The sequence below is a fragment of the Mesorhizobium sp. ISC25 genome (genome assembly GCF_042295465.1).
Lineage (GTDB): Bacteria > Pseudomonadota > Alphaproteobacteria > Rhizobiales > Rhizobiaceae > Mesorhizobium.
In genome coordinates this window covers 341389-359281 of the sequence record NZ_CP135441.1, presented here as the reverse complement: position 1 = coordinate 359281, position 17893 = coordinate 341389, and the positions used below count along the sequence as shown (strand labels likewise).

19 protein-coding genes are annotated in these 17893 nt (G+C 62.7%); 4 read left to right on the top strand and 15 right to left on the bottom strand.

Going from position 1 to position 17893, the window contains the following annotated elements:
* Positions 1–34 precede the first annotated feature (34 nt).
* From RQ479_RS01840 to RQ479_RS01820, 5 genes are all read right to left on the bottom strand, one after another.
* Entirely contained in the window at positions 35–478 is a 444-nt protein-coding gene (locus tag RQ479_RS01840; protein WP_376703915.1) for a CHRD domain-containing protein, read from the bottom strand.
* A 152-nt stretch (positions 479–630) separates the two neighbouring features.
* Positions 631–1602, bottom strand: coding sequence for an ABC transporter substrate-binding protein (locus RQ479_RS01835; protein ID WP_376703914.1), 972 nt, complete (start codon positions 1600–1602; stop codon positions 631–633).
* A 40-nt stretch (positions 1603–1642) separates the two neighbouring features.
* Positions 1643–2779: an ABC transporter permease gene (locus RQ479_RS01830; RefSeq protein ID WP_376703913.1), complete on the bottom strand. Its 1137-nt coding sequence runs from the start codon at positions 2777–2779 to the stop codon at positions 1643–1645.
* Positions 2776–3654 carry an ABC transporter permease gene (locus RQ479_RS01825; protein WP_376703912.1) on the bottom strand — a complete coding sequence of 293 codons (879 nt, stop codon included), beginning with the start codon at positions 3652–3654 and terminating at the stop codon, positions 2776–2778. Before RQ479_RS01825 ends, RQ479_RS01830 begins: the two co-directional genes overlap by 4 nt.
* A gap of 471 nt (positions 3655–4125) precedes the next feature.
* The gene (locus RQ479_RS01820; RefSeq protein WP_376703911.1) at positions 4126–4917 is read right to left on the bottom strand and encodes an ABC transporter ATP-binding protein; all 792 of its coding nucleotides are present in this window, start codon (positions 4915–4917) and stop codon (positions 4126–4128) included.
* Between the two features lie 176 nt (positions 4918–5093).
* Between RQ479_RS01820 and RQ479_RS01815 the strand changes: the two genes are divergently transcribed.
* On the top strand, positions 5094–5498 hold the full coding sequence (locus RQ479_RS01815) for a cupin domain-containing protein (protein WP_023720850.1): 405 nt from the start codon (positions 5094–5096) through the stop codon (positions 5496–5498).
* A 35-nt stretch (positions 5499–5533) separates the two neighbouring features.
* Here the strand turns inward: RQ479_RS01815 and RQ479_RS01810 are convergent, their stop codons facing one another.
* The 4 genes from RQ479_RS01810 to RQ479_RS01795 form a co-directional block, all read right to left on the bottom strand.
* A complete protein-coding gene (locus tag RQ479_RS01810) occupies positions 5534–5875 on the bottom strand; it encodes a hypothetical protein (RefSeq protein ID WP_376703910.1) in 342 nt (113 codons plus the stop codon).
* A 29-nt stretch (positions 5876–5904) separates the two neighbouring features.
* A complete protein-coding gene (gene hydA / locus RQ479_RS01805) occupies positions 5905–7356 on the bottom strand; it encodes a dihydropyrimidinase (protein WP_376703909.1) in 1452 nt (483 codons plus the stop codon).
* Between the two features lie 64 nt (positions 7357–7420).
* Positions 7421–8671 carry a Zn-dependent hydrolase gene (locus tag RQ479_RS01800; protein ID WP_376703908.1) on the bottom strand — a complete coding sequence of 417 codons (1251 nt, stop codon included), beginning with the start codon at positions 8669–8671 and terminating at the stop codon, positions 7421–7423.
* 71 nt (positions 8672–8742) lie between these two features.
* Positions 8743–10071, bottom strand: coding sequence for an aspartate aminotransferase family protein (locus tag RQ479_RS01795; RefSeq protein WP_376703907.1), 1329 nt, complete (start codon positions 10069–10071; stop codon positions 8743–8745).
* 243 nt (positions 10072–10314) lie between these two features.
* Between RQ479_RS01795 and RQ479_RS01790 the strand changes: the two genes are divergently transcribed.
* Entirely contained in the window at positions 10315–10956 is a 642-nt protein-coding gene (locus RQ479_RS01790; RefSeq protein WP_254819042.1) for a TetR family transcriptional regulator C-terminal domain-containing protein, read from the top strand.
* Between the two features lie 22 nt (positions 10957–10978).
* Here RQ479_RS01790 and RQ479_RS01785 read toward each other — a convergent pair whose 3' ends face one another.
* Positions 10979–11851, bottom strand: coding sequence for a helix-turn-helix transcriptional regulator (locus RQ479_RS01785; protein WP_376703906.1), 873 nt, complete (start codon positions 11849–11851; stop codon positions 10979–10981).
* 105 nt (positions 11852–11956) lie between these two features.
* On the opposite strand from RQ479_RS01785, the gene RQ479_RS01780 reads away from it, so the two are divergent.
* A complete protein-coding gene (locus tag RQ479_RS01780) occupies positions 11957–12808 on the top strand; it encodes an SDR family oxidoreductase (RefSeq protein ID WP_376703905.1) in 852 nt (283 codons plus the stop codon).
* Positions 12805–13527, top strand: coding sequence for an SDR family oxidoreductase (locus RQ479_RS01775; RefSeq protein ID WP_352716893.1), 723 nt, complete (start codon positions 12805–12807; stop codon positions 13525–13527). Before RQ479_RS01780 ends, RQ479_RS01775 begins: the two co-directional genes overlap by 4 nt.
* Positions 13528–13555: 28 nt before the next feature.
* Here the strand turns inward: RQ479_RS01775 and RQ479_RS01770 are convergent, their stop codons facing one another.
* From RQ479_RS01770 to RQ479_RS01750, 5 genes are all read right to left on the bottom strand, one after another.
* Complete coding sequence (locus RQ479_RS01770) at positions 13556–13933, bottom strand: DoxX family protein (RefSeq protein WP_376703904.1); 378 nt, start codon at positions 13931–13933, stop codon at positions 13556–13558.
* A 61-nt stretch (positions 13934–13994) separates the two neighbouring features.
* Positions 13995–14453, bottom strand: coding sequence for a carboxymuconolactone decarboxylase family protein (locus tag RQ479_RS01765; RefSeq protein WP_376703903.1), 459 nt, complete (start codon positions 14451–14453; stop codon positions 13995–13997).
* Positions 14454–14466: 13 nt separating this feature from the next.
* Positions 14467–14985: an RrF2 family transcriptional regulator gene (locus RQ479_RS01760; protein WP_376703902.1), complete on the bottom strand. Its 519-nt coding sequence runs from the start codon at positions 14983–14985 to the stop codon at positions 14467–14469.
* Positions 14986–15085: 100 nt separating this feature from the next.
* The gene (gene preA / locus RQ479_RS01755; RefSeq protein ID WP_376703901.1) at positions 15086–16399 is read right to left on the bottom strand and encodes an NAD-dependent dihydropyrimidine dehydrogenase subunit PreA; all 1314 of its coding nucleotides are present in this window, start codon (positions 16397–16399) and stop codon (positions 15086–15088) included.
* A gap of 2 nt (positions 16400–16401) precedes the next feature.
* Complete coding sequence (locus RQ479_RS01750) at positions 16402–17766, bottom strand: NAD(P)-dependent oxidoreductase (protein ID WP_376706077.1); 1365 nt, start codon at positions 17764–17766, stop codon at positions 16402–16404.
* Positions 17767–17893: the final 127 nt, after the last annotated feature.

Genomic DNA, 17893 nt, shown 5'->3' with positions numbered 1-17893 from the left:
GTCGCCCGCCCCTCTATCTGCAGAATGACCGGCGCTACATCGCCTTCTCGATTTGGCCGCGGATCTCACCGACCGCGTGGGCCGCGGTGTGGATGTTGACATAGTATTTGCCCGCCTCCAGGTCGGTGGCCTGGGAATCGGTCAATGTCGCCGAACCCTTGATCGGGCTCTTCAGCTTGCCTTCGAACGGCACCACCGGGTCGGCGTTTTCACCCTTTGCCGCCGGGCCGTGAATGTGTGCGGCCTTCGCCGGCCCGCTGAGGCCGGAATATCTCACGGTCCAGCTAAGTTTCTTGGTGGCGGTGTTGAACCTGAGCGTGGCGGTGCCCTTGCCCTTCGTGGTGACGGGCGGGTTCTGCTGAGCACCATCGAGCGTCGCCGTCATCTTTATAGTTTCGGCCAGGGCCGGTGAAGCAGAGAAGATGGCTGCAGAAATGGCCAGCGCCGAAAGCATCGGCGTGAAGGACTGGATGCGCATGGAAACCTCCGTTGTGACACCCTTGAGGCGGATGCACTGGCACAACGATTTTGCGAGCGGATGTTTCCGCCGGTAACGTTCATTTTACATCCCACTGAAAAGGGGCGATCGCCCGCCCCTTTTCGTCTTCCAACAGAGCCTGTTTGATAGCTTTATTTGATGGCCTTGTCGGTGATCGCCGTCGTGTAGGCGCCGGTCGGCTCCTTGCTGATGATCTTCTGGTCGAGCAGCGCCTTGGCGGTGCGCTCGTAGGTCGCCGGATCGAGCTTGCCATCGGCATTGTCGATCAGCTTGGCGACTTCGCCCATCATGCGCTTCTGGTGGTTCTCGTCCTGGCCACCATTGTCCATGACGATGCCGGCCGCCTCCTCGGAATTATCGACGGCGTATTTCCAGCCCTTCATCGAAGCGCGCACGAAACGCACCATCTTGTCCTCGAAGGCCGGATCCTTGAGCTTGTCCTCCAGGGCATAGAGCCCGTCTTCGAGCAGATCGTTGCCCATGGCGGAATAGTTGAAGACGGTCAGCTCTTCCGGCTTGTAGCCGGCGTCGATGAGCTGCCAGTATTCGTTATAGGTCATGACCGAAATGCAATCCGCTTGCTTCTGGATCAGCGGCTGCACGTCAAAACTCTGCTTGAGCACGGTGACGCCGTCCGGCCCCCCGTCGGTCTTCAAGCCAAGCTTGTTCATCCAGGCATAGAACGGATACTCATTGCCGAAGAACCAGACGCCCAGGGTATGGCCCTTGAAGTCGGCTTCCGTCTTGATCGGGCCGTCCTTCGGGCAGACCAGCTCCATGCCGGCCTTCTTGAACGGCTGGGCGATGTTGACCAGCGGCACGCCCTTTTCGCGCGCAGCCAGCGCACCGCCCATCCAGTCGACGATAACGTCGGCGCCGCCGCCGGCAATAACCTGCTCCGGTGCAATGTCCGGGCCGCCGGGCTTGATGTCGACGTCGAGGCCCTCGGCTTCATAGAAGCCCTTGGCCTTGGCGACATAATAGCCGGCGAACTGTGCCTGGGTGACCCATTTCAGCTGCAGCGTCACCTTGTCTGCGGCCATCGCCTGGAACGCGGCAAGCGACATCGCGCCAGCCAGCATCGAAACAACAAGTCTTTTCATGTTTTTACCCTCTGAAGTTAGCGCCCTAAACCCACCGCCCCTATCCACCACGGACAGAGGGATGCCAAAACGTGATTGCTCTCTCGAAAAGAGCGACCACGCCATAAAAGACCGAACCCGCAAGTGCTGCAACTGCGATTTCCGCCCACACCATGTCGATGTTCATCCGCCCGACTTCCGTCGAAATGCGGAATCCCATGCCGACCACCGGGGTGCCGAAGAACTCGGCGACGATGGCGCCGATCAGCGCCAGCGTCGAATTGATCTTCAACGCGTTGAAGATGAAGGGTGCCGCCGCCGGCAGCCGCAGCTTGAACAGCGTCTGCCAGTAGCTCGAGGCATAGGTGCGCATCAGGTCGCGCTCCATATGGCCGGAGGCGGCAAGCCCGGCGACGGTGTTCACCAGCATCGGGAAGAAGGTCATGATGATGACCACCGCTGCCTTCGACTGCCAGTCGAAGCCGAACCACATGACCATGATCGGCGCGACGCCGATGATCGGCAGCGCCGACACCATATTGCCGATCGGCAGAAGCCCGCGCCGCAGGAACGGAACGCGGTCGGCGGCGATGGCAACGAGGAAGCCGGCGCCGCTGCCCACCACATAGCCGAAGATGACCGCCTTGAAGATGGTCTGCCTGACATCGGCCCCCAGCACGGGCAGCGAGCCGACGATGCGTGCACCGATGGCGCTTGGCGGCGGCAACAGGATGAAGGGAATGCCGGCACCACGCGTCACCGCCTCCCAGATGATCAGGATCCAGGCGCCGAAGATGGCCGGAATGATCAGGCGCAGGGCGGTTGACGCCCAGCGCGATGTCGGGCGAAACGACGACAAGACCGTTACGCAGCGCCAGGCCAAAAACCACGCCGCGACGAGCAGCAGATAGAAGGATGCGCGAGCGCTGCCCTCATTGCCGGTTATGCCGGCGAGCAGCATCCACGCCGCGCCGTGCGCGCCAAGGAACAGCAACACCACCCCGATCATGGGTGGAAAGTTGTCGGCCTCGATTGCCACGAGCAGCAAAATGAAAATCAAAACCGTAGTCGCCATGCCGTAACCGGGCGCAGCACTGACGAGCGGCCAAAGAAGCAGCGCGCCGACAAGCAGGACAAGCGCGGCATACCCTTGCCAGGATCGAGGGGTGATTGAGGAAAGGCGCAGGAGCGCGCTCATGCCGGCCTCCCGCCCATGGCGCGGTCGACTAGGCGCCCGGCAATGCCGACCAGCATAACCAGCAGCGCCGCCACCACCGAGCCGGCAACCAGCGCCGACCAGATGTCGATGGTCTGGCTGTAATAGGCGCCGGCGAGCAGTTTGGCGCCGATGCCGGCGACGGCACCGGTCGGCAGCTCGCCGACGATGGCGCCAACCAGGCTGGCGGCGACCGCCACCTTCATCGAGGTGAACAGGAACGGCACCGAGGCCGGCACCCGCAATTTCCAGAAGATCTGCGAGGGGCTGGCATTATAGGTGTGCATCAGGTCGAGATGGGTGAGCTCGGGCGAGCGAAGCCCCTTCACCATGCCAACCGCCACCGGGAAGAACGACAGATAGGTCGAGATCAGCGCCTTCGGGATAAGCCCAGTGATGCCGACCGCCGCCAGCACGACAATGATCATCGGCGCCACCGCCAGGATCGGAATGGTCTGCGAGGCGATAATCCACGGCATCAGGCTGCGGTCGAGCGTCGCCACATGCACGATGCCGACGGCAATGACGATGCCGAGCGCCGTGCCGAAGGCGAAGCCGAGCAGCGTCGACGACAGCGTCACCCAGGCATTGTAGACAAGGCTGCGGTTCGAGGTGATGCTGCGCAAAAAAGTATTCTCGAAGAAATTCACCGCCACCTGATGCGGCGCAGGCAGCGTCGGCTTCGGCTGTGCCAGCGTCTTGCCGATGAATTCCACAACGCCCGGCCTCTGATTGGCGCGGCGGTCGAGATCGCGCTGGAACGGCGCGTTGAGGATGACAGCCATGACGTACCAGACGACGACCACGCCCAGCAGGATCGAGGTCACCGGAATGAGCTTGTCGCGGAAGGAGTCCATCAGCGATCCTCGGGCGCTTGGCGCCCTCCTCTCCCCAACGGGGAGAGGGTGGCCGCAGCGAAGCGGAGGCCGGGTACTTTCGCCCCGGCAATCGTTGCTTTCGTCTTCCCAGGGCCGAGCAGCCGCGAAGCGGCGTGCGCAAAGAGAGCGCCCAACCACGCCTTCGTCATCCTAGGGCGAAGCAAGGAGCGAAGCGACGCGGCGCAGACCCTAGGATCCATGCCGTTACCTTCCCGCTCCGCAAGGATGCGGAACATTGCTCCCTCTCTGGAGGGAACAGCGCCCGTGGCTTGCCCGGCGCTTATTCTCGACTGTTTGCGCCCTTCGGCCGACGTCGCGGCATGGATCCTAGGGTCTGCGCACGCCGCTTCGCGGCGGCTCCGCCCTAGGATGACGAAAGCACGGTTAGCGCCTCCCTCGCGACGGCGATGCACCTCCTGCGTCGAACGCGCAAACCCGTCGCGCGCGCCCTCAATCATCATAGCTGTGCCCTGCCCTCAGCCCGTCGCGCACGCGTGCCGCGATGGCCAGAAACTCCGGCGTCTCGCGGATATCGAGCGGCCGCTTTTTCGGCAGCGTCGATTCTATGACATCGCTGACACGCCCCGGGCGAGGCGACATGACGATGATGCGCGTCGACAGATAGACCGCCTCGGGGATCGAATGGGTGACGAAGCAGATGGTCTTGTTCGTCCGTTCCCAAAGCTCCAGCAGCTGTTCGTTGAGGTGATCGCGCACGATCTCGTCCAGCGCGCCGAACGGCTCGTCCATCAACAAAAGGTCGGCGTCGAAGGCCAGCGCCCGTGCGATCGAGGCGCGCTGCTGCATGCCGCCCGAAAGCTGCCAGGGGTATTTCTTCTCGAAGCCGCTGAGGTTGACGAGGTCGAGGGTTCGCTTGATGCGCGCCGCCTGCTCCGCCCTGGACAGACCCATGATCTCCAGCGGCAGCGCCACATTGCGCTCGATCGTGCGCCACGGATAAAGTGCGGCCGCCTGGAAGACATAGCCATAGGCGCGGCTCTGGCGCGCCTGCTCGGGCGTCATGCCGTTGACGGAGATGGCTCCCGATGTCGGCTTCTCCAGATCGGCGATGACGCGCAGCAACGTCGTCTTGCCGCAGCCGGAGGGCCCGATGAAGGAGACGAATTCCCCCTTGCCGATGGTCAGGTCGACATTCGACAGCGCCTGCACCGGACCATCATTGGTCTGGAAGGTCAAGCCAAGCTTGCTTGCCGAAACAACGGCTGGCGATGCTCGCATCATCGGCAGAAGCCTGTCGCTTCCAGCCACTGCGGCGCCGGCCGGAATCCCATTGATTTTACCCCGATGTTGCTTTCCACTCGACCAGTCCTACTCACCCCGGTTCTATTCGCCCCGGTCCTATTCGCCCCAGTTCTACTCGCCCTTGTCCCATCAGATAGACGCCCAGAGTTGCCCCGATGTCGCCCAAACCGACGTGCCATCTTATCCGCCCTGAAAGCTCTTATGAAGGCAAGCAGGGCCTGAGCTATTTCGCCGGTATCGCCGCCGAAACAGTCGGCTCTTCCGGCATCTGCATGCATCTGCTGACCATGCCTCCGGGCGCCCGCGCCAAGGCGCATATGCACGAAAACCATGAAACCGCGATCTATGTGCTCTCCGGCGAAGTCCATACCTGGTATGGCGACCGGCTCGAACAGCACATCGTGGTCAAGGCCGGCGATCTTTTCTATATTCCCCCCGGCGTGCCGCATCTGCCGGCCAATCTCAGCGACAGCCCCGCCTCGGCGGTCATTGCCCGCACCGATCCCAACGAACAGGAAAGCGTCGTCCTGCTGCCGGAACTGGACGGGTTGGTCGCCTGACGCCGGCATCGAGGCAGCGGCCGTCATCGGCACCTTCAAGAACATGATTTCAGCGGCCCTATCTCCTCAAGGCCGGGAATGGTCACGAAGAAACCGTCCCCTCCTTTGTTGATGACCTTGACGACATCTGTGGTCGTCCCCTCCTCGCCCTCGGCGAAACAGGTGGAGCTCAACAACAGGGTGCCAGGCGCCGTCGTCAATCGCTGTGCGAACTGGCAGCCGCTGCCATAGGTTTCGACGCCTTCGGCGGTCAGCACGACATAATCGTCGCTGTCCTGATAACCGAGCCGTACGCCAGCGCAACCGACCTCATTGCCATAGGAACCGGCAAGGACGTCCGCCGCCGCCGGCCCGGCGGCAAGGATCACCGCGGCCATTGAGAAAATCGTTCCGTGGCTCGCCAAGCTCAAACGCCCGTCGCCGGGATGCCCGTCCGTTCCACCTTACGCGGCGCGGAAATCTCCTTCCAGGTCGACAGTGCCCGGTTGACCGCTGCGTTCGCTTCGCGAGCGACGAACTCCCCATGGCCGGGCTTTGCCTTGACTTCGTTTTCCTCGATCGACAGTTCGCCGCGCGAGAAGACGAAGCGCGGCAGGCCGGTTACCTCAAAACCTTCGAAGACGTTGTAGTCGATCACCGACTGTTGCTTCTTGGCCGTGATCTTCTTCTTGCGCTTGGGGTCCCATACGAGGATGTCGGCGTCCGCGCCTTCAACGATGGCGCCCTTTTTCGGGTACATGTTGAGGATCTTGGCGATGTTGGTCGAGGTCACCGCGACGAACTCGTTCATCGTCAGCCGGCCAGTTTTGACGCCGGTCGTCCACAGCACCGGCAAACGATCCTCGAGCCCGCCCGTGCCGTTCGGGATCTTGGTGAAGTCGCCGACGCCGTTGCGCTTCTGTTTGGTGGTGAAGGCACAATGGTCGGTCGCCACCACTTGCAGCGAGCCGGCCTGTAGGCCGGCCCACAGCGAATCCTGGTGCCATTTGTTGCGGAAGGGCGGGCTCATGACACGCCGCGCCGCATGATCCCAGTCCTTGTTGAAATATTCGCTCTCATCCAGCGTCAGGTGCTGGATCAGCGGCTCGCCGAACACCCGCATGCCTTTCTGCCGCGCCCGGCGAATGGCCTCGTGCGCTTGCTCGCAGGAGACATGCACGACATAGAGCGGCACGCCGGCCATGTCGGCGATCATGATGGCGCGGTTGGTCGCCTCGCCTTCGACTTCCGGCGGCCGCGAATAGGCGTGTCCCTCCGGGCCGCTGTTGCCCGCCGCCAGCAGCTTCTGCGATAGCGCCGCCACCACGTCGCCATTCTCGGCATGGACCAGCGGCAGCGCGCCAAGATCGGCGCAGCGCTGGAACGACGAATACAATTCGTCGTCGTCGACCATCAGCGCGCCCTTGTAGGCCATGAAATGCTTGAACGAGGTAATGCCCCTGTCGACGACGGTGGCCATGTCGTCGAACACCTGCTTGCCCCACCAGGTGATCGCCATGTGGAAGGAATAATCGCAGGACGCCTTCGAAGTCTTGTTGTCCCACATCTGCAGGGCCTCGAGCAGCGATTGCTGCGGCGCCGGCAGGCAGAAATCGACGACCATCGTCGTGCCGCCGGCAAGCGCTGCTCGCGTGCCGGATTCGAAATCGTCGGCCGAATAGGTGCCCATGAACGGCATTTCGAGATGGGTATGCGGGTCGATGCCGCCCGGCATCACATAGCAGCCGCTGGCGTCGAACTCATGGTCGCCATGCAGGTCCGGCCCGATGCCGACGATCTTGCCGTGCCTGAACAGCACATCGGCCTTCCACGTCCGGTCGGCGGTGACAATGGTGCCGTTTTTGACGACTTTGGACATTTTTTTGTTCCCTTGTTCTTGTCGCGCTTCTTGTGAGCGGCGTTGCGAGGCAGCAGCTATCCCATCATTCGACAATCACCGCCGTGTCCACCACCGCGTGGAACAGCACGTCGGCGCCGGCCGCTGCCCATTCCTTGGTGATTTCCTCGGCCTCGTTGTGGCTGAGACCGTCGACACAGGGGCACATCACCATTGCGGTGGGTGCAACGCGGTTGATCCAGCAGGCGTCATGGCCGGCGCCGGAGACGATGTTGCGATGCGTATAACCCAAGCGCTCCGCCGCACCCCGCACAGCCTTGACGCAGCCCGGGTCGAAGGTGACCGGGTCGAAATGGCCGACCTGATCGATTTGATATTTGATGTCGAGCGCGTCGCAGATCGTGTCGATGCCTTCGCGGATGCGGCCGTCCATGGCGTCCAGCACCTCCTTTTCCGGCGAGCGGATGTCGATGGTGAAGACGGTGCGCCCGGCAATGATGTTGCGCGAGTTCGGATAGACCTCCATATGGCCGACCGCGCCGACCGCGTCGGGTTGGTAGTCCATGGCGATCTCGTGCACCAATTCGATCACCCGCGCCATGCCGAGCCCGGCATTGCGCCGCTTCGGCATCGGCGTCGAGCCGGTATGCGCCTCCTTGCCGGTCAGCGTCACCTGCAGCCATTTGAGTCCCTGGCCATGGGTGACGACACCGATGTCGATGCCCTCATCCTCGAGGATCGGGCCCTGCTCGATATGCAATTCGAAGAAGGCGTGGATCTTGCGCTCACCGACTTTCTCGGTGCCCTTCCAGCCGATCCGTTCGAGCTCCTCGCCAAATTTCTTGCCGTCCTTGTCGACATGCGAATAAACGTCGGCCTGATCGAGCACGCCGGCGAAAACGCCAGACGCCATCATGGCCGGCGCAAAGCGCGCGCCTTCCTCATTGGTCCAGTTGGTGACCACGATCGGGTGCTTTGTCTTGATGCCGAGATCGTTGAGCGAGCGCACGACCTCCAGCCCGCCTAGCACACCGAGCACGCCATCATACTTGCCGCCGGTCGGCTGCGTATCGAGATGGCTGCCGACATAGACCGGCGGCAGGCTGGGGTCGGTGCCTTCGCGGCGGGCAAACATCGTGCCCATCTCGTCGACGCCCATTTCGAGCCCCGCCTCATCGCACCAGCGCTTGAACAGATGCCGCCCTTCGCCGTCCTCGTCGGTAACGGTCTGGCGATTGTTGCCGCCGGCGATGCCGGGGCCGATCTTCGCCATCTCCATTATCGAATCCCACAAACGGTCTGAATTGATTCGCAGATTCTCGCCGGGGGCGGCCATTCAAGTTCCTCTCATTTACTCACATATTAGGACGACGGTTCCCGTCGTCGCCCCTACATGTTGGGGAGTATCTAGTCCACCGCCCTCAGCACTTCGCGCACGTGGTCGATCAATTCGTTGATCTGGCCCTTGGTGATGATCAGCGGCGGCGACAGCGCGATGATGTCGCCGGTCGTACGGATCAACGCACCGCCTTCGAAAGCCTTCACAAAAGCCGAGAAGGCGCGTTTCGTCGGCTGGCCGGCGATCGGCGCCAGCTCGATTGCGCCGATCAGGCCGATATTGCGGATATCGATGACGTTCGGCTCGCCCTTCAGCGAGTGCAGCGCGTCCTCCCAGTACGGCGCCAGTTCCTCACCGCGCGTCAGCAGCCCCTCTTCCTTGTAGGTGTCGAGCGTGCCCAGCGCCGCCGCGCAGGCGATCGGATTGCCCGAATAGGTGTAGCCGTGGAAGAACTCGATCATGTGCTCGGGGCCGGTCATGAAGGCGTCGTGGATTTCCTTCTTCACGAACACCGCGCCCATCGGGATGACGCCGTTCGAGACGCCTTTGGCGGTGGTCATGATATCCGGCGTGACGCCGAAATAGTCGGCGGCAAACGGCGTGCCGAGACGGCCGAAACCGGTGATGACCTCATCGAAAATCAGCAAGATGCCGTGCTTGGTGCAGATCTCGCGAAGCTTCTGCAAATAGCCCTTCGGCGGCAGGATGACGCCGGTGGAACCGGCAACCGGCTCGACGATGACGGCGGCGATGGTCGAGGCGTCGTGCAGGGCAACGATACGCTCCAACTCGTTGGCCAGTTCCGCGCCATGCTCGGGCACGCCCTTGGTGAAGGAGTTCTTTTCCGGCAGATGCGTGTGTGGCATGTGATCGACGCCGCCGAGCAGCGTGCCGAACATCTTGCGGTTGGTGACGATGCCGCCGACCGAGATGCCGCCGAAATTGACGCCGTGATAGCCGCGCTCGCGGCCGATCAGACGGGTGCGCGAACCCTCGCCTTTTACGCGGTGATAGGCGATCGCCATCTTCAGCGCGGTCTCGACCGATTCCGATCCGGAATTGGTGAAGAACACATGGTCCATGCCCTTCGGCGCGATATCGACCAGCCGGTTCGCCAGCTCGAACACGATCGGGTGGCCCATCTGGAACGCCGGCGCATAGTCGAGCTCGGCCGCCTGGCTCTGGATCGCCTCAGTGATCTTCGGGCGGCAGTGGCCGGCATTGACGCACCACAGGCCGGCGGTGCCGTCGAGAACCTTGCGCCCGTCGCTGGTCGTGTAATGCATGTCCTTGGCCGACACCATCATGCGCGGCGCCTGCTTGAACTGCCGGTTTGCCGTGAACGGCATCCAGAATGCACTGAGATCGTTCGGCGTGACTTTCAGCCGGTTGGACATGACCAAGACTTCCCCTTGTAACCTGTTTCGGTGCGGCTAACGCCTGGTCTTTCCAACACTTGGTCTTTGCTGTGTTTTCGTGCTACGCAAATTTTTGACCGGTTGGACAAACGTTAGCACCGCCTTATCAGCGGTCAAGGGATTACTAGCGGAAATGCGGCTTTCGAAGTGCGCTCCACAGGGCGGAGAAAAACTGGTCCAGAGAATTGGTCCAGACGCTCCTCGCAGCGAAGGTTTTTCGAGGTGACGGGAGCGGTCGAAAGCTCCGCTCCTCGCCGCACCCGCATCCAGCTGGAAAAGCGCGAGCTCATTCTCGAGGCGGCGCTCGAAGTCTTCTCCACCAACGGTTTTCGCGGCTCGACCATCGATCAGATCGCCGAAGCCGCCGGCATGTCGAAGCCGAACCTGCTCTATTATTTCCGCCGCAAGGAGGACATCCACGAGACGCTGATGCAGCGGCTTCTCGACACCTGGCTGGCGCCGCTGCGCGAACTCGACGACATCGGCGATCCCTTGACCGAACTGCGCAGCTATATCAGGCGCAAGCTCGAAATGGCGCGCGATTTCCCGCGCGAGAGCCGGTTGTTCGCCAACGAGATCTTGCAGGGCGCGCCGCGCATCATGCCGATGCTGGAGGGCGAGTTGAAGACGCTGGTCGACGAGAAAGCCAATGTCATCAAGGGCTGGATGCGCGCCGGCAAGATTGCCCGCACCGACCCCTGGCACTTGATCTTCTCGATCTGGGCGACGACGCAGCATTACGCCGATTTCGACGTCCAGGTCCGCGCCGTGCTCGGCCCCGACCGCGGCGGCGATGGCCGCTTCGAGGATGCCGCAAGATTTCTCGAGCAGCTGTTCATCGACGGGCTGAAGCCGAAGGGCTGAGGCTTCAGCGAAGCGATGGGCATCACGCGCTGCGCCGCTCGGCCGGAAGCGTCTCCAGCAGTTGTTCGAGCTTGGCGATCGAGTTCTGCTCGGCGAGCGGCGTGTAGACGATCAGCTTCATGTCCGAGCCGTCGTCGATCGACAGGCTCATATGCTCGAAAGCCATGGCGCCCGCTATCGGATGCCTGACATGCTTCACACCCGATAGGTTGCGGGCGACGTCGCGTAGCGGCCACCAGGCGCGAAACTCCGGGCTCGAGCGCGTCATCAGCGCGATCAGCCGCTCGAAATCCGGATCGCCGACATATCTGGCGCTTTCTGCCCGGAATGACGCCAGCACGGCACGCGCCAGTTCCTCCCAGTCGACGAGCAGGCGCCGGTGCTGCGGGCTGGTGAAAACCATATGGACGATGTTGCGGGCATCGTCCTCCAGCAGGCCATAGTCGCCGAACACGGCTGCCGCGGCAGAGTTCCAGGCCAGCACGTCCCAGCGCCGCCCGAGGACATAGGCCGGCTGCAGGACCAGGCTCTGCAGCATGTGCAGCAACGGGCTATCGACCTTTTCCGGCGCGTCGACGCGACGCTCCGGCTGCGGGCGGCCGGCAAGGATGAACAGATGCCGTTTCTCGGCCGCGTCGAGGCGCAGCGCCTGGCTGAGCGCGGTCAGCACTTCCACCGACGGCCTGACGTCACGGCCTTGCTCCAGCCAGGTGTACCAGGTTGTGCCGACGCCGGCGATCATCGCCACCTCCTCGCGCCGCAGCCCGGGCGTGCGCCGGCGCAACCCCGTCGTGATGCCGATGGCCGAAGGCGTCAGCCTTTCGCGCCGCGAGCGCAGGAAAGCGCCAAGCTCGCGGCGGCGGCTGTCTTCGGCGGAATGCGTGGTGGAATCCATAGCCACTATTATAGCAGTACCGATACCAGGATAAAGTTTGAACTGTTTGGCAAGTGGCTGGTGCCCCATCTTTCCGCTCAGAGCGATGAGACGGAGGCTCTGAACATGGAACTGAAAGACAAGACAATCCTCATCACAGGGTCGACCGACGGCGTCGGCCGCGTCGTCGCGCAAAGGCTCGGCGCCGGCGGCGCCCGCATCCTGTTGCATGGCCGCGACGCGACAAGGGGCAAGGCGACCGTGGCCGAAATCGAAGCCGCCGGCGGCAAGGCCGAGCTGCTGGTCGCCGACCTCTCCTCCCTGGCGGAAGTCCGCCGCCTCGCCGAGGCCGTGCGCGCAAGGACCAAGCGGCTCGACATCCTCATCAACAATGCCGGCGTCGGCACCGCCGGCCCAAACGCAAAACGACAGGTCAGCGCCGACGGCTACGAACTGCGCTTTGCCGTCAATTATCTCGCCGGCTTCCTGCTCACCACGGAGCTGCTGCCGCTGCTCAAGGCCAGCGCGCCGGCGCGCATCGTCAACGTCGCCTCGGCCGGCCAGCAGGCGATCGATTTCGACGACGTCATGCTGACCCGCTCCTATGACGGCGTCCGTGCCTACTGCCAGAGCAAGCTGGCGCAGATCATGTTCACCATCGATCTGGCGGAGCAGCTGAACGGCACCAATGTGACCGTCAACAGCCTGCATCCGGCAAGCTACATGAATACCACGATGGTGCGGCAGGCGGGCATCACGCCGTGGAGCTCGGTCGAAACCGGCGCCGAAGCCATCATCAACCTCGCGACGTCGCCGGCGCTGGAAGGGCGAAGCGGCCTCTATTTCGACGGCCAAAGAGAATCCCGCGCCGATGCGCAAGCCTATGACGCTAAGGCGAGCCAGCAGTTGCGCGAATTGAGCTTCGGCCTTGTCGGGCTCGCACCCGCTTCCGCAACATCGAAGAAAGAAAATTCATGATCGAGAAAACCAGTCACACCGTGGTCGTCGGCGGCTCCTCCGGCATCGGCCTCGCCACCGCGAAAAAGCTGCTCGGCCCGGGCATGAAGGTGACGATCACCGGGCGCAACCGGGAAAGGCTCGACAACGCATGGCACAGCCTTGGCGGCGCGGTCGAAAGAGCTGCCTTCGATGCCGCGAAGCCGGACGAGGTTCGCCGGTTCTTCAGCGATCTCGGCCCTTTCGATCACCTGGTGCTGGCCGCCAGCGGCGGCAAGGGGCTCGGCCCGTTCGAAACGCTTGACCTGACCGACATCGGCGGCGGCGTCGACGAGAAGGTCCGGCCACAGCTCTCCTGCCTGCAGGCCGCCTTGCCGACGCTGAACAAGAGCGGTTCGGTGACTTTCATCTCGGCGGTGTCGGCGCAATTGTCGGCGCCGGGTGTCGCCGGCATCGCCGCCGTCAACGGCATGCTGCTGACCGTGGTGCCGATCCTGGCGATGGAGCTGAAGCCGTTACGCGTCAATGTCGTGGCACCGGGTGTCATCGACACGCCATGGTGGGATTTCCTGCCCAACGATCAGCGGCAGGCGGTGTTTGCCGAGTATGCCGGCAAGACGCCGGTCGGCCGTATCGGCCGAGCCGAGGACGTCGCCGAGGCGATTGCGTTCCTGGTTTCGAACAGCTTCGTCACCGGCCAGGTCCTGACCTGTGATGGCGGCTTGCGGTATGCGGCGTAACGCGGCTACCTCGACGCGATGATCGCTGTCAAAGCGACTGCGCGATCAGCGCCAGAAATCCTCCGGTCAGCGCGACGTTGCCGACAAAACCGTTGATGCGGGACGCGCGCTCCGGGCCTTGATGATCCCAGAAGTTATGGAACATCGGCGTGGCGACGATCAGGAATAGGATCAGGCACAGAGCGGCGGCAGCGGTCCAGATGCCCACAATCACCAGTGCTCCGGCGACCATCTGCAGGACGATCCCCAGCCACAGCACCAGCCGTGCCTGCGGCACGCCGCGCGTCGTCATCAATTGGCTCACCAATGCCGCGTTCTGAACGTTGCGCAGGCCGGCAAAGACAAAGGCGCCGCCAAGCAGCAAGCGGGCGGCGAATAGTATCTCACTATCAAAGTTTGAAAACATGCTGTCGGGTCCTTGGGCAGAAAAGAGGCGCGCGGCGCAAGGCCGCGCGCCTGGTCCATGCTCACGCGGCCAAGGCCGCTGGCATCGGATGGATTGCATGGAACGGAACGCAAAGCCGGTTCCAGGTGTTGATCATGCCGAGCGCAACCGACAGCTTGACCAACTCTTCCTCCGAGAAATATTTGAGCGTCCTTGCATAGAGTTCGTCCGACACACCGTTGTCGGCGATCCTGGTCAGCGCGTCGGTCCAGGCGAAGGCTGCGCGTTCGCGCTCTGAAAACAGCGGCGATTCCTTCCAGGCGGAGATCAGATAGAGCCGCTGCTCGCTTTCGCCGTCGCGGCGCGCTTCGCGGCTGTGCATCTCGACGCAATACGAGCAGCCGTTGATCTGCGACGCCCTGAGCTTGATCAGATGCAACAGGCTTTTTTCGAGCCCGCATTCGTCGACTGCCTTGTTGAGCGCCGACACCGCCTTCATGATCTCCGGCGCCGCGCCGAAAAATTGCAGCCTCTGTTTCATCTTCTGTAGCCTTTCATGCTTGCTTGGTTGAACTTGATTTCTGCGATCGCTGGTGGCGCTCGACGAAGGCGCAGTTGGCGGCGACCGAACGGGGATCGGCATCGGTCGTGTATTCAGCAACGATGTCGGACAGCCGGGCGTCGGCGAGCGCGGCGCGATAGGCACGCTCGGCCTTCAGCATGGCCACGTTGATGCCGCAAGGTTTGACATAGACCGAGGCATCGAGCTTCGCCGGGCCGCGCTGGCGGATTTCGCCACAGCGGAAGGCCGGTTCGCGCCCTTCGACGGCCAGCACGATGTCGAGCAGCGTTATGCGTTCCGCCGGCCGCGCCAGCCGGTAGCCGCCCGACGGCCCCGGCACCGATTCCAGAATGCCCGACGCTGTCAGCGCGTTGAGATGCTTAAGCAGATAGCTCGGCGACAGCCCGAACGCTTCGGCCATGGCAGCGCCCGGCATGGTCGCCGCGCCTTCGATACCGGCAAGCATCGCGGCGCAATGGATGGCTGCTTCCACGCCTTCGCCCAGCTTCATTTCGCTCTCCTGTTCATGGATATAGATTATCGTGGATAGTTTTTATCCGCAATAGGAAAATTAAAAAGCGGCGCCCGTGAACGCCGCTTTTTTCGCAATGCTATTCCGCCGCCACCTTGGCCATCGGATTGTTCGGGTGCGTCGTCCAGTTGGCATAGATCGGCGATACCGGCTTGCCGGTGCGCTGATCCATCACGCCGACCGCCAAAGGCTCCATGGTGATGCAGTTCTCGACCGGACAGACATTGACGCAGAGATTGCAGCCGACGCATTCGGCCTCGATCACCTCGAAATGCCTGACGCCGTCGACCATGCTGGTGATCGCCTGGTGCGAGGTGTCCTCGCAAGCGATGTGGCAGCGGCCGCATTTGATGCAGGCGTCCTGGTCGATATGCGCCTTGGCGATGTAGTTGAGGTTGAGATACTGCCAGTCGGTGACGTTGGGCGTCGCGCGGCCGATGATGTCGTCGAGCGAGGCATGGCCCTTCTCGTCCATCCAGTTTTCCAGGCCGGCGATCATCTCCTGCACGATCTTGAAGCCATAGGTCATCGCCGCAGTGCACACCTGCACATTGCCGGCGCCGAGCGCCATGAATTCGGCGGCGTCACGCCAGGTGGTGATGCCGCCGATACCGGAGATCGGCAGGCCTTTCGTTTCCGGATCGCGCGCGATCTCGGCCACCATGTTCATCGCGATCGGCTTCACCGCCGGGCCGCAATAGCCGCCATGTGAACCCTTGCCGTCGATCGTCGGCTCCGGTGCGAAACTATCGAGATTGACGCCGGTGATCGAATTGATGGTGTTGATCAGCGACACCGCATCGGTGCCGCCGGCAAGGGCAGCGCGTGCCGGCTTGCGTATGTCGGTGATGTTGGGCGTCAGCTTGGTGATCACCGGCATGCGGGTGTTGGCCTTGCACCAGCGCACCACCATTTCGATGTATTCCGGCACCTGGCCGACGGCGGCACCCATGCCGCGTTCCGACATGCCGTGCGGGCAGCCGAAATTGAGCTCGATGCCGTCGGCGCCGGTCTCCTCGACCACCGGCAGGATCGCCTTCCAGGCATGCTCCTCGCACGGCACCATCAGCGAGACGACGATTGCCCGGTCGGGCCAGTCCATCTTGACCCGCTTGATCTCGCGCAAATTGACCTGCAGGTCGCGGTCGGTGATCAACTCGATATTGTTCAGGCCAAGCAGGCGGCGATCGGCGCCCCAGATCGCACCATAGCGTGGCCCGTTGACGTTGACGACCGGCGGGCCTTCTTCGCCGAGTGTCTTCCAGACCACCCCGCCCCACCCTGCCTTGAAGGCGCGTATGACGTTGTAGGCCTTGTCGGTCGGCGGCGCCGAGGCCAGCCAGAACGGGTTCGGCGATTTGATGCCGACGAAATTGTTGCGGATGTCTGCCATGCTCATGCCCTCCCGTTCGAGGTCAGTGCCCGATGAATGCTCTCCGCAGCATCGCGGCCTTGCGCGACGGCCGAGACTGTCAGGTCGTCGCCGCCAAAGATGCAGTCGCCGCCGGCCCAGACGTTTGGCAGCGACGTGCGGCCTTCGGCGTCGACCTTGATGCGGCCGGCTTCCAGCGCGATCTCCGCACCGCTGCCGTTGAGCGCAGCCGGGACAAAGCTCTGGCCGATTGCCTTGAACACCTGGTCGGCGATTAGCGTCAGCCGCTCGCCGGCGCCGACGAGCCGGTCGCCGTCCATCGCGGTGTATTCGAGCTCGATCGCCGACACCTTGCCGCCATCGGCAATGACCCGCTTCGGCTGCAACCAGTGCCGGATGATGACGCCGTTGGCGGCAGCCAGATCCTGCTCGAATTCGGAGGCGTTCATGTGCTCCGGGCCGCGCCGATAGCAGATCGTCACCTCTTCGGCTCCGAGCAGCTTCGATTGCACCGCCGCGTCGATCGCCGTCATGCCGCCGCCGATGACGACAACACGCCGGCCGACCGGCAGGCTGGCCAGATCACCGGCCTGACGAAGCTCGGCAATGAACTCGACAGCATTGGTGACGCCTTGCGCCTCCTCGCCATCCGCTCGCAAGGCGTTGACGCCGGCAAGCCCCATGCCGAGGAACACCGCATCGTAATTCCTGGTCAGGTCCGATAGCTGGTAATCACGGCCGAGCGCCTTGCCGTTCTGGATGTCGATGCCGCCGATCGACGTGATATAGTCGACCTCGGCCTGGGCGAAATTGTCGACGCTTTTATATGCGGCGATACCGTATTCATTGAGGCCGCCGGCCTTCGGGCGGGCTTCCAGAATGGTCACATCATGGCCATGACGGGCGAGCCGATGAGCGGCCGCAAGCCCCGCCGGTCCTGCGCCGACCACGGCGACCGTCTTGCCGGTCGGTTCGGGGCGCTTGTAGAACTGCTTGTTTTCGGCCATGGCGACATCGGTGGCGTAGCGCTGAAGGCGACCAATCTGCACCGGCTTGCCTTCGGCCACCTCGCGCACGCAGACTTCTTCGCACAGCGTCTCGGTCGGGCAGACGCGCGCGCACATACCGCCCAAAATGTTCTGGTCGAAAATCGTCTTGGCCGAGCCGATCGGATTGCCCGTCGAGATCTGGCGGATAAACAGCGGGATGTCGATCGAGGTCGGGCATGCATTCATGCACGGCGCGTCATAGCAGAAATAGCAGCGGTCGGATTCGACCAGCGCCTCGTGATGATCGAGTGGTGGATGCAGGTCGGCAAAATTGTCGGCATATTGTTCCGGCGAAAGCCGCCCGCCGGCAATGCCTTGCTTGAACTGGCCTTCTGGCATCATCAGTTCCCCATGTTCTTGTTTTGGGGAAGGCTAGCACGTTTTGTTTTTTTATCAATTGGTCAATTTTCGACGCAAGCAACTGAAAAGCTTCAACAAACATGACAATAATAGTCATGTTTTCCAA